The sequence below is a fragment of the Aliishimia ponticola genome, assembly GCF_004803475.1.
GTDB classification, from domain to species: domain Bacteria; phylum Pseudomonadota; class Alphaproteobacteria; order Rhodobacterales; family Rhodobacteraceae; genus Aliishimia; species Aliishimia ponticola.
The window spans coordinates 1,049,024-1,061,424 of sequence record NZ_SRKY01000001.1; the positions used below are offsets into that span (position 1 = coordinate 1,049,024).

The following is a 12,401-nucleotide window of genomic DNA, read 5'->3' on the forward strand; positions in this document are numbered from 1 at the left end:
GCGTCAGCGGCCGATCAGTTCCGGCACGATGGTGACGATGTCCGGGAAGAACCACAGGATCGCCAGCCCCAGCACCTGGATCAGCACGAAGGGCAGCACGCCGCGATAGATGTGGCCCGTCGTGACTTCCTTCGGTGCCACCCCGCGCAGATAGAACAGCGCAAAGCCAAAGGGCGGTGTCAGGAAGGACGTTTGCAGGTTCACCGCGATCATGATCGTGACCCATTTCGGATCGAAGCTGCCGCCATAGATGACCGGCCCGACGATCGGGATCACGATGTAGATGATCTCAAGGAAGTCGAGCACGAAGCCAAGGATGAACAGCACCAGCATCACGATCAGGAAGACCGTGAACTCGTCATCGAAGCTTTTCAGCCATTGCTGGATGTAATGCTCACCCCCGAAGGAGATCACCACGAGGTTCAGAAGCTGCGAGCCGATCAGGATCGCGAACACCATGGAAGTGACTTTCGCCGTCTCCCGCACCACCGGGGTCAGAACGCCGGAGGTATAAAGCACGTAGCAGCTGAACAGCAGCCCGAACAACGCATAGAGATAGGCCGCATAGGCGACGAAGAACGCGACCCAGCTTTCAAAGCTCACATCGTCCGTATTGATGCGCAGGTCGAAATTCACGCCAACCAGAAGGCAGATCACAATGGCCAATGTCGACCAGATGATGATCTTGGGACTGCGGTCCTGATCGCGCAGCTTGCGATAGGCCGCGAGCATGATCGCCCCGCCCGCCCCAAGCGCCGCCGCCGGTGTCGGGTTGGTGATCCCCCCAAGGATGGAACCAAGCACAGCCACGATCAGAACCAAGGGCGGGAAGACCACGCGGATCAGCTCGTTCTTGGCGCAATAGCGGACCGCATGGACACAGCCGTAAAGCAGCATCGCCATGGGCAGCGCCCAGATCACGACCGACAGGCCCGCGCTGGTATCTGCCCCGATCAGCAGGATATCGGCCAGGAAGATCAGAACCGCCCCCAAGGCACCGATCAGCAAGGGACGCGGATCGGAGGACGGAGAGATACCGCGCGCCGTTGTCAGAACGAGGCTCAGCATCACCACGAGGATCGCGATACCGCTGCCGATCGGCGCAGCGTTCGCAATCAGGCTCTCGCGCGCTTCGATCATTTGCTCATCGGTCAGACGTTCGGACTGTTGCAGCCCGCCTGCCGCGTCGATCTCTGCCTGTTGGGCCACCGCGCCATCCCAAGCGGACTGTCCATGCAGTTCAATCATGGAGGCTTGGCATTCCGGGCTCACATTGGTGCGCAGCGCCGCGCTTTCCCCAAGATCGGAGAAGCTGGACACCGTCAGGCTTTGCGACCCGACCACACCCAGCGAGGACAGCAGCATTGTCCCGGCAATCAGCGCGATAGGTGCGCCGAGGAACCAGGTAAACGCCTCACCCCGGGTGATGGGCTCTTCGTTGGACGATCCCATCGGCACCGCAGGTGCCTTGGACGGGTTCACCAGCGCATAGCCAAAGGCATAAAGCGCATAAAGCAGCGCCAGCAGGATGCCGGGCAGCAGCGCGGCCTGGAACAAGGTGCCGACGGACAGAACCGCAGGCTCGCCCAGATAGGTCAGCGCATCGGTACAGCCAGCCACCTGCGCACGGGTTTCCTGCGCGGCGGAATAAAGATCCCCGGCCAATGTGCCCAGCAGAACGATCACGATGGATGGCGGAATGATCTGCCCCAGCGTGCCCGATGCCGCGATGACGCCGGTGGCGATCTCGGGCGAGTAGTTGTTGCGCAGCATGGTCGGCAAGGCCAGCAGGCCCATCGTTACCACGGTCGCGCCCACGATCCCGGTGGAGGCCGCAAGGAACGCGCCCACCACAACGATGGACACGGCCAGACCGCCCGGCAGCGGGCCGAAGACACGCGCCATCGTGGTCAGCAGATCATTCGCGATCTTGGACCGTTCCAGCGTGATGCCCATCAGAACGAACATCAGCACCGCCAGCAAAGTCTCGATCGACTGGCCCGCCAGAACCCGTTCGTTGATCCGGTTCACGATGAAGGAGATATTCCGGTCCATCGCCACTTCCCAGCCCTGCGGGAAGACCGGCTCTGCCAGTCGTGGCAGGTCCGGGTATCGGAAGATCGATATGGTGTTGGGGTTGACCCCCTCTGCCACCAGCGCCCGGAACGCATCCGATGAACTGTCGATCGCCTGGTGGATCAGCAACCCGGCGCTGTCCAGCGCGGCAATGATCCCGAATGCGATAAGCCCTGCCCCGCCGATGGCGAATGCCACCGGGAAGCCGGAAAGAATGCCGCCGAACAGGCAGACAAAAACGATGATCAGGCCGATTTCTACGCCATCAAGTCCAAACATAACCCACTGCCCCCGGAATTAGTGTGTGCCTTCGAAGGCTTCTTCACCCTCGCCGAGACTATCTTTGTCGAGGTGTTTGCCCTCGCTCTCTTCGCCCTCGACAAATTCGAGGTAGCATCGCCAGAAGAATGCCGCCGCCTGCAGGAACACGATGCCGCAGAACACAACCAGCAGAATCTTGAACAGGAAATACGCGGTAAAGCCGTTCGGGCTGAACCCGATGGTTTCCACATTCCAGCGCAGCGCCCGCGCTTTCATCACCAGACGGTCAAGCTGATCTGACGCCGACGGCTTCGGCACGATCAGGTGACGCCACAGGAAGTACCACGAATACATCCATGTCAGCACCGCGACCGGCATCATGAAAATCAGCGCGCCGACCATGTCGATCACGCGCTTGGTGCGGAATTTGACGGCGGAATAGACAAGGTCTACCCGCACATGCCCGCCCTGCACGAATGTGTATGTGACGCAAAGCGCGACGACCAACGCATTGTAAAGCTTCAATTCTTCTGCATACCACGAGATGTCGAACTGCATCGGAATGCCGAACCCGATTGTGATGTCAGGCCGCGCGAACACACGCTGGATAAAGACGATTACGATCTGCTGGAGCACCATGAGAAGCCCCGCCCAGGCAAAGAACCGACCCACCGTGTTGGCAAAGGTCTCAAGCACGCGGACGGCCCCCCAAAGCCAGTTCCGCTTCCAGATCCCCACCAATGTGATCAGCAAAAACAGCGAGAAGACGACAAAGAAGAACTCTGCCGAACCACCGTAATAGACGAAGCGCATCAGGGATTCTTTGTCTTCGGTCGTGTTCTCCCAGCTCATCCAATCCAGCCAGGATCCGGCGTTGAAGAGTGCTGTGAAGATATTCACGATCCCCATTACGAGGTTCTCAAGCAGCCACATTATGCCGCCCCAGAGCTGCCCTCCGAATGAAGTTGTGACCTCGTCCTGCATGATGCCCCCACATTTGATGATTGCGCGCCCCGCCCTGTCCCCAACGGCGGCGTCTTTGAATAGATGCGCCTCCCCGCCGGAGCGGAGAGGCTATGCCGTAGATCAGGCCGTGATTAGCCCAGAACGCGGTCGCGCTGCGCCACGTAAGCTGCCGAAGAGCGGCCCAGCCAGCCCGAGGAGGACTTCATGGATGCCATCGCGCTGTCGTGGATCTTCTTGTAAAGATCGTCGCCGAGGTTCTCGTCGTGCACTTCCTGCGAAGCCTTGCCGAAGGCATCCCAAACGCTGTCCGGGAATTCGAGGATCTTCACGCCGCCCGATTGCAGACGCTGAAGCGCCGCACCGTTGTTGGCCAGGAATTGCGCCAGGTTCCACTGGTGCGCTTCTGCGGATGCGATCTCGATGACCTTCTGGTGCGCCGGCGACAGGCTTTCGAACACGTCGCGGTTGGTCGCAACCGACAGGGACGCGCCCGGCTCGTGGAAGCCAGCGGTATAGTAGGTCTTGGTGATTTCCTGGAAACCGGCTTTTTCGTCCGCCCAGGGTCCGATCCACTCGGTGCCGTCGATCGCACCGGAGGACAGCGCCTGATACACTTCGCCGCCCGGAATGTTCTGCACGGATGCGCCCAGCTTGCCCAGCGCCTTGCCGCCCAGACCCGGCATACGGAACTTCAGGCCGTTGAAATCGTCGGGGCCGTTGATTTCCTTACGGAACCAGCCACCCGCCTGCGCGCCGGTGTTGCCGCCGAGGAAGGATTTCAGACCAAAGATCTGACCCAGCTCGTCATGCAGCTCCATACCGCCATCGTGGTAGTACCAGTTCACCTGCTCTTGCGCGGTCAGACCGAACGGCACGGCGGTGAAAAAGGCATAACCCGGATGCTGACCCACGAAGTAGTAGTCGGCACCGTGATACATGTCGGCCTGACCAGAGGTCACGGCGTCAAAGACTTCGAACGCGCCAACCAGTTCGCCAGCCGCTTTCAGGTCAACGGTCAGGTCGCCATCGGTCATGGCGGTGATGGAATCCGCAACGCGCTGCGCGGAATCATGCACGCCGGCCAGACCACGTCCCCACGTGGTCACCATTGTCAGCGTACGTTTGCCCTGCGCATAGGCGGGGGCTGCCAGCGTGGTCGCTGCGGCACCGCCAAGTGCGGACTTCTTCAAAAATGAACGACGATCCATTGAGATACTCCTCCCGGTTTTCGCAGACGTACAGGCTCTCCCTCGCCTGCGGATCGTTTACGGTGGGGCAACCATACCGATCGCGCGCCCGATAGAAATACCCATCACTACGTAGTTTGCCTGCGAATGCAGCAAAACTTGAACGAATCGGGCAAGATAGGATACTCAAAGGTAGGAAAACCGCGTGATCCGGGGTTTGATTCGCGCCCAATCCATCGTAACGAATCATCGATGCGCTTCGCCGACCGGATACATCTGACCTACAGCCAGAAACTCTCGCTTGTCGCGGCGGTGCCTCTGGTGCTGGCCATGGCGGCGATTGCCTCGCTTGTGGCGCTGCAATCCAAAACCGTCGCCGAACAGGAAATCCAGACGCTGGAAACCCGCCTGCTTGAAGCCAAGAAAGAAGAGCTGCGCAACTACGTCACGCAGGCGCGCAACGGCTTCTACTTCATATATGGCAGCGCCGCCCCCGAAGATGCCGCCGCCAAGCAGCAAGTGGCCCAGATCCTCGCGGCGATGATCTATGGCGAGGAAGGGTTTTTCTTCGTCTATGATTACGACGGCAACAATCTGGTCTCGCCCCGGCAGACAGACCGGATCGGGCAGAACTGGATCGACCTGACCGATGCCGAAGGCACGCAGATCGTCCGCGAATATGTCCGGCTGGCGCGGCAAGGGTCCGGCTATGTCACGCATTTGTGGCCCAAACCCTCCACCGGGGAGGACGCGCGCATGATCACGTTCGTTCTGGGCTTTCAGGATTGGCGGTGGGCCGTGGGCACCGGCGTCTTCATCGACGATGTGCTGGGCACGGTCGCCGCCGCCCGCGCCGAGGTCGAGGCGCGCGTGCAGCGCACATCCTTCTACATTGCCGGGATCACGCTGGCCGCGCTTCTGCTGGTCTTTGCCTCGGGCATGTTCATCAATTTCCGCGAACGCCGACTGGCCGATGCCAAGCTGAAGGAACTGACCCAGCGGGTCTTTGACGCGCAAGAGGAAGAGCGCGGGCGCGTGGCGCGGGAACTTCATGACGGGATCAGCCAGATCCTTGTCGGCATCCGCTATGCGCTGGACACTGCGCGGCGCAAATTGGCGCGGGGCGAGGACGGAGCCTCCGCCAGCCTCGACAAGGGGATGGACGCGCTTGGCAACGCGATCTCCGAAGTGCGCCGGATCAGCCGGGATCTGCGCCCCGGCGTGCTGGATGATCTGGGCCTCGGCCCCGCCATCAAGACACTGGTCGAGGATTTCGCCGCCCGCACCGGCATCACGACGGAGTTCAACACGGTGGTGTTTCGCAACCGCCTCGACCCGGAGGCAAAGATCGCGCTCTACCGGATTGCGCAGGAAGCGCTCACCAATATCGAACGGCACGCGCAGGCCACCGAGGTCAAGGTCGATCTGCGCGGCCACCGCAAGGGCGCGACGCTGCGGATCAGCGATAACGGTGTGGGCGTATCTTCGGCGCGGGGCGATGGCTCTGGCCTGCGCAACATGGAAGAGCGCATGTCACAAATCGACGGCACCTTGCGCATCCTGTCGGCACGGGGCAAAGCGGAAGCCGGCACCGTGATCGAAGCCACCGTGCCGCTGAGCCACCTGCTTCCGCCCGAGCCGACCACAATTCAGGACGCACAGAACCGCGCATGACCGACCGTATCCGCATCCTTGTCGTGGACGATCACCCGATGGTGGCCGAAGGCATTCAATCGATCCTCGAAAGCTATGACGATATAGACGTCGTCGGCACGCTTGGCGACGGGCAAGCGGTGGTGGACCAGTTGGACAGGCTTTGCCCTGATGTGATCCTGATGGACCTGAACATGCCGGGCATGGGCGGCCTGACCGCGACCGAAGTCGTGCTGGAACAGCGCCCAGACACGCGCATCCTGATCCTGTCCATGCACGACAGCCCGGAATATGTGTCCTCGGCGCTGACGCATGGCGCGATGGGATATGTGCTCAAGGACGTGCCCACGGACGAAATCCGCACCGCGATCGATACGGTGATGCGCGGGGAACGCTATTTGTGCACCGGGGCCGAAGGCGCGTTGGAGCCGAAATCGGTCTCTGTCTCGCGCAGCCTAACCAACCGGGAACAGACGATCCTGCTGCAACTGGCGCAAGGCCGCTCCAACAAGGAGGTCGCGCTGGCCCTGGATATCTCTGTGCGCACGGTCGAAACCCACCGTAAGAACATCAAGCGCAAACTGGGGATTTCCACCACCGCGGGCCTTACGCGCTATGCGATGGAACACGGGGTTTTGCAGGGCACCGGCGTATCGATCTAAAAGCGCGCGCCGGGGGCCACCTGTAACACGGGGCCCCAAGATCGCCGGAGCGCTGTCCCCTCTTTCGGCGTAATACATCCAATCCGGCGCGGCACATGCGCCCAGATACCCGGCCGCATCATGCCCGGCGGTGGACTTGAAGGCGCACGCGCGCCCGAAACCGGGGCAAAAACCACGCTGAATTCGCGAAAATGTCCATCCGGCGACAGCAAACGCAAGATAGTTTCAAAATTTACCGGTCTGAGAGTATGTTTTTTGTCGTTTTCGCTGTTGACGCCCCGATACGCGGCTCCTAATGTCCCGCCACGCTTAAGGAGTCCCTGAACAATGGCTGATCTAGTCGTAATTGTAGGAATAACGCGCATGGGCCGGTAACGGTTGACCATATCAAGACCCATGCGCCCCCGACTGCAAACCGGGGGCTTTTTTATGCGAAAATGACAGTGTCCTGAGATCGGAGAACAGCACAATGGCACGCCAGATGACCGGAGCGAAAATGGTCGTTCAAGCCCTGATCGATCAGGGTGTGGACACAGTATTCGGATACCCCGGCGGTGCGGTACTACCGATTTACGACGAGATTTTTCAGCAGAACAACATCCGCCATATCCTTGTTCGTCACGAACAGGGCGCGGTGCATGCCGCCGAAGGCTATGCGCGTTCGACCGGGAAACCGGGCGTGTGCCTTGTGACCTCCGGTCCGGGGGCGACCAACGCGGTAACCGGGCTGACCGACGCGCTGATGGATTCCATCCCGATCGTGGTTCTGACCGGACAGGTGCCGACCTTCATGATCGGCTCGGATGCGTTTCAGGAAGCCGACACCGTGGGCATCACCCGCCCCTGCACCAAGCATAACTGGCTGGTGAAAGAGACCGACCGGCTGTCCGCCACCATTCACGAGGCCTTCCATGTGGCGACCGCAGGCCGCCCCGGCCCGGTTCTGATCGACATCCCAAAGGATGTGCAATTCGCCACTGGCACTTATCAGGGTGCCAAACCCTCGGCCTCGCATTACCAGCCGCAGGTGAAGGGCGATATGGAGGAGATCACGGAACTGGTCGCCGCGATGGAGACCGCCAAGCGCCCGGTGTTCTACACCGGCGGCGGCGTGATCAATTCCGGCCCGGCAGCAAGCCAATTGCTGCGCGAACTGGTCGAAGCGACCGGCTTTCCCATCACTTCCACGCTGATGGGGCTTGGCGCCTACCCCGCATCCGGCGACAAATGGTTGGGGATGCTGGGGATGCACGGGCTTTATGAGGCCAACCTTGCGATGCATGATTGCGATCTGATGATCAATATCGGTGCCCGCTTCGATGACCGGATCACCGGGCGGCTGGATGCGTTCAGCCCGAAATCCATCAAGGCGCATATCGATATCGACCCGTCCTCGATCAACAAGGTGATCAAGACCGATATCCCGATTGTCGGCGATGTGGCCCATGTGCTGGAAGACATCCTGAAAGTCTGGAAGTCGCGCGGTCGCAAGACCAACGCCGAGGCCGTGAAGACATGGTGGGGCAAGATCGACGAATGGAAGAAGGTGAATTGCCTCGCCTACACCGGCTCCAAAACCACCATCAAACCGCAATACGCGCTGCAACGGCTTGAAGCGCTGACGAAGGACCGCAAGGACCGGTTCATCTGCACCGAAGTCGGCCAGCACCAGATGTGGGCCGCGCAGTTCCTTGGCTTCGATCAGCCGAACCAATGGATGACCTCTGGCGGACTGGGCACGATGGGCTATGGCTTCCCGGCATCGATTGGCGTTCAAATGGCGCATCAGGACGCGTTGGTGATCAACGTCGCGGGCGAAGCCTCGTGGCTGATGAACATGCAGGAAATGGGCACGGCAGTGCAGTTCCGCCTGCCGGTCAAACAGTTCATCCTGAACAACGAACGGCTTGGCATGGTGCGCCAGTGGCAGGAATTGCTGCATGGCGAGCGTTACTCGCACTCCTGGTCCGAAGCCCTGCCCGATTTCGTGAAACTGGCCGAAGCCTTTGGCGCGAAGGGGATCATCTGCTCTGACCCGGCCGATCTGGATGACGCGATCATGGAGATGATCAACCATGACGGCCCGGTGATCTTCGACTGCCTTGTCGAGAAGCACGAGAACTGCTTCCCGATGATCCCGTCGGGCAAAGCGCATAACGAGATGCTGCTGGGCGAGGCCGACACCCAAGGTGTGATCGACGCCAAAGGCTCGGTCTTGGTGTAACGCCGCGTTTTCCGGCACGGAAAACGGGCCGGAAACCGTGACGGTTTCCGGCGCTAACGGAAAGAACGGAGACGAGAGATCGATGTCTGCCCTGAAAATCAAGAAAGGCTCCACGAGCCATTCCGCCTATAACCTACGTCCCACATTCAGCGATGTGGAAGAACGCCATACGCTTGCGGTGCTGGTCGAAAACGAACCGGGTGTGCTGGCCCGCGTCATCGGTCTGTTTTCCGGGCGCGGTTACAACATCGACAGCCTGACGGTGGCCGAGGTGGATCATACCGGTCATCTGTCGCGCATTACCATCGTCACGCGCGGCACGCCGCAGGTGATCGAACAGATCAAGGCCCAGCTTGGCCGTATCGTTTCGGTCCATGACGTCCATGACCTGACGGTCGAAGGGCACAGCGTCGAGCGTGAGCTTGCAATCTTCAAGGTTGCGGGATCGGGTGAAAAGCGGGTCGAAGCCCTGCGCATCGCAGAGATTTTCCGCGCCAATGTCGTGGACAGCACGCTCGAAAGCTTCGTGTTCGAAATCACCGGAGCGCCGGAAAAGATCGACGCTTTCGCGGAACTGATGCGTCCGCTCGGGTTGGTGGAAGTCGCCCGAACCGGCGTTGCGGCGCTTAGCCGCGGCGTGTAACCGGCACCGCCTTTGCGCAATTAATCCCAGCGCGCTCCGCCAACGCGGTGCGCTGCCAACATGATCACGTTGTCAGGGTCTTTGGGCGGCAAAGTTTGCGTCTCTGACGCCATGCCCACAAATGGCGCGATCACGCCGTCTGACGGTTCCAGCACCACATGCCGATTGCTCAGCACGACGCTTGCCGCGTTGAAGGCAAGGCGCTTGTCCTGTTCGAATGTCACATCGAATTCAACGAGATCGCCGGGATCGAAAAAGATCTTCTCGATATCCACGGCATCCACCGCGCGTTGGGGATCCTCGTAATAGGCCAATCCCCGTTGATCTTCGCACCAAATTACCGCGCGGCGATCAAGCGGGTCACTCCAGAGAATTACACCATACATCTGTCGTTCCGATCATCGTTATTCACCGTTCACGGCCCAGTGCCCCTCCCCGCGCCAAGGGAACTTGCACCTGTTAACCGAATCTACCGTTCGTTGAGTCACTTGGGTACAAACAACCGAGCAACGCACTCTTGCAATTTGTGTCTAGCTGAATAAGTTCTGACGCAACTCAGCGCCAAGACTGACGCCAAACAGCATCAAACCTTGGCTAATCCAAACGAAACGCATGCAAGAATCGGCTGGCAGTGCTACCGATGGGTGAAAATGGCGCATTTGAAAAAGTCCCCTGCCGAACTGCGCAACATGTTCGGCGCGAATTTGAGAGCGATGGCCCGCGATTATCCGTCGATCTCCGAATTGTCGCGTCAACTCGACATCAACCGGACGCAGTTCAACCGCTATCTTGCGGGGGAAAGTTTCCCGCGGCCGGACGTGCTTGCCCGGATTTGTGACTTCTTTGACGTCGACGCCCGCGTCCTGCTTGAGCCGGTCAGCAACCTGACGATGAGCCAATCGGTCCTTGAGGGGCCCGAACTGCGGGAATATTTCGGCACGGGCGCGCATCCGAACGAAGCACAGTTTCCCAGCGGCTTTTACCGCTTCACTCGGCGCAGCTTTTTCGCGCCCGAGAGTTACGTGATCGGTCTGGTCCGCGTTTGGCGCAACTCGCAAGAGCAATGTTTCGTGCGCGGCTTCGAGGCGCGCGAGGCCATTCGCCAGCAAGATTTGCCCATGACCCCCGAATATCGGGAATTTCGCGGCCATATCCTGCGGCTCGAAGCGGGGATCGGCTTTGTGATTGCCCGCCGTCAGGCACAATCGGCAAGCTATAATTTCCTCGCCCCCGTTCCGTCATTCGAGAACAACTTTTTCGCCGGATATGTCAGCCGCACGGTTCCGGAAAGCGTCGACAGCGAACGCATTGTGCGCATGGTATACGAACATCTGGGCACCACGTTCCGCCGCGCGCTTGAAGCGGGCCGAGGTACCGGGCTGGTCACAGAAGAGCAAATCCCGAATTTCACGCGCCGCCTTCTCAAGCCGCAAACGCCCTTCCGTTAAGCGCGTCGCCCTGGCGTCGGCGAAGATGTCGCAAAAAGTGGATGTGGGTCGCCTTGATAAAAGTCGCGACTGCGATTTCCGGTTAACTGGGAACAGAGCCCAGAACCGGAGTCTTGCCATGTCCGACACGCTTTCCGCCGTACGCCAGCCGATTGAATCCGCACACGGTCTGCCCAACGCACATTACATCGACGCGGCGACCCATGCCGAAGAAAACCGTGCAGTGCTGCTGAACGAATGGTCCGGACTTGCGGTCGCGGCAGATGTGCCAGAACCAGGCGATGCAGTTCCCATCACATTTCTGGGCATGCCGCTGCTGCTGATCCGCGACAAGTCTGGCGCGGTCCGTGTCTTTCAGAACACCTGCCGCCATCGCGGCATGATCCTTGTCGAAACGCCGCGCAAGATCGAAGGCGCCATTCGCTGCCCCTATCACAGCTGGTGCTACGCCACCGATGGCAAGCTGGTTTCCACGCCGCATGTGGGTGGGCCGGGCCAGAACAAGGCAGAGGGGATCGACCGCGCCCTGCTGGGCCTGATCGAAATTCGCAGCCATGTCTGGATGGATGTGGTCTGGATCAATGTCTCTGGCACCGCGCCCGCCTTTGAAGAGGTCCATGCCGAATTGCTGGCCCGCTGGGCGGAATTCGACAAGCCGCTGTATCACGGCGGCGATGACAGCCGGTTCCAACTGGATGTGAACTGCAACTGGAAGCTCGCGGTGGAGAACTACTGCGAAAGCTACCACCTGCCCTGGGTGCATCCCGGCCTCAACAGCTATTCGCGGCTGGAAGACCACTATCATATTGAAGCACCGGGCGCGTTCTCCGGTCAGGGCACGCTGGTCTATCGGCAAGTCACCAACGAGGACGGCCACCCCTTTGCCGATTTCGAGGGGCTCAGCGACAAGTGGGACACCGGCGCGGAATATGTTGCGGTCTATCCGAACGTCCTTTTGGGCGTCCACCGCGACCACACCTTCGCCATCGTGCTGGTCCCGCAGGGGCCGGAGCGCACGGTTGAGAACATCCACCTGTATTACGCCGAACCGAAATCCGACAGCGGCCTGCGCCAGCGCAACACGCAGCTTTGGAAAACCGTGTTCGAAGAGGACGTCTTCGTGGTCGAAGGGATGCAGCGCGGCCGCCATGCGCCGCTGTTCGACGGGGGGCGGTTCTCACCCGCGATGGATGGGCCGACACATCTGTTCCATGACTGGGTGGCCGGCCGGATGCAGATATGGCGCGCGCAGCAGGCGCAGGCCGCCGAATAAGCAGGCGG

At 60.3% G+C, this 12,401-nt stretch carries 10 protein-coding genes; 6 read left to right on the forward strand and 4 right to left on the reverse strand.

The annotated features are described in order from the left end of the window. Positions 1–3: 3 nt before the first annotated feature. The 3 genes from E4Z66_RS05025 to E4Z66_RS05035 form a co-directional block, all read right to left on the reverse strand. Positions 4–2,355, reverse strand: coding sequence for a TRAP transporter large permease subunit (locus tag E4Z66_RS05025; RefSeq protein ID WP_136461841.1), 2,352 nt, complete (start codon positions 2,353–2,355; stop codon positions 4–6). An 18-nt stretch (positions 2,356–2,373) separates the two neighbouring features. Then, complete coding sequence (locus E4Z66_RS05030; protein WP_136461842.1) at positions 2,374–3,321, reverse strand: TRAP transporter small permease subunit; 948 nt, start codon at positions 3,319–3,321, stop codon at positions 2,374–2,376. Positions 3,322–3,434: 113 nt separating this feature from the next. After that, the gene (locus E4Z66_RS05035) at positions 3,435–4,511 is read right to left on the reverse strand and encodes a TRAP transporter substrate-binding protein (protein WP_136461843.1); all 1,077 of its coding nucleotides are present in this window, start codon (positions 4,509–4,511) and stop codon (positions 3,435–3,437) included. A gap of 231 nt (positions 4,512–4,742) precedes the next feature. Here E4Z66_RS05035 and E4Z66_RS05040 point away from each other — a divergent pair, with 231 nt between their 5' ends. From E4Z66_RS05040 to ilvN, 4 genes are all read left to right on the forward strand, one after another. Further along, entirely contained in the window at positions 4,743–6,164 is a 1,422-nt protein-coding gene (locus tag E4Z66_RS05040) for a cache domain-containing protein (RefSeq protein WP_136461844.1), read from the forward strand. Next, positions 6,161–6,805: a response regulator transcription factor gene (locus E4Z66_RS05045; protein WP_136461845.1), complete on the forward strand. Its 645-nt coding sequence runs from the start codon at positions 6,161–6,163 to the stop codon at positions 6,803–6,805. Before E4Z66_RS05040 ends, E4Z66_RS05045 begins: the two co-directional genes overlap by 4 nt. Before the next feature lie 469 nt (positions 6,806–7,274). Further along, complete coding sequence (locus E4Z66_RS05050) at positions 7,275–9,029, forward strand: acetolactate synthase 3 large subunit (protein ID WP_136461846.1); 1,755 nt, start codon at positions 7,275–7,277, stop codon at positions 9,027–9,029. An 82-nt stretch (positions 9,030–9,111) separates the two neighbouring features. Continuing rightward, the gene (gene ilvN / locus E4Z66_RS05055) at positions 9,112–9,672 is read left to right on the forward strand and encodes an acetolactate synthase small subunit (protein ID WP_136461847.1); all 561 of its coding nucleotides are present in this window, start codon (positions 9,112–9,114) and stop codon (positions 9,670–9,672) included. Positions 9,673–9,692: 20 nt separating this feature from the next. Here ilvN and E4Z66_RS05060 read toward each other — a convergent pair whose 3' ends face one another. Beyond that, the gene (locus tag E4Z66_RS05060) at positions 9,693–10,058 is read right to left on the reverse strand and encodes a hypothetical protein (RefSeq protein WP_136461848.1); all 366 of its coding nucleotides are present in this window, start codon (positions 10,056–10,058) and stop codon (positions 9,693–9,695) included. A gap of 264 nt (positions 10,059–10,322) precedes the next feature. On the opposite strand from E4Z66_RS05060, the gene E4Z66_RS05065 reads away from it, so the two are divergent. Together E4Z66_RS05065 and E4Z66_RS05070 are read left to right on the forward strand one after the other, a co-directional pair. Beyond that, positions 10,323–11,120, forward strand: a complete 798-nt coding sequence (locus E4Z66_RS05065; protein WP_246035883.1) for a helix-turn-helix domain-containing protein — start codon at positions 10,323–10,325, stop codon at positions 11,118–11,120. Positions 11,121–11,238: 118 nt separating this feature from the next. After that, positions 11,239–12,393: an aromatic ring-hydroxylating oxygenase subunit alpha gene (locus E4Z66_RS05070; protein ID WP_136461849.1), complete on the forward strand. Its 1,155-nt coding sequence runs from the start codon at positions 11,239–11,241 to the stop codon at positions 12,391–12,393. The last annotated feature ends 8 nt before the right edge of the window (positions 12,394–12,401 follow it).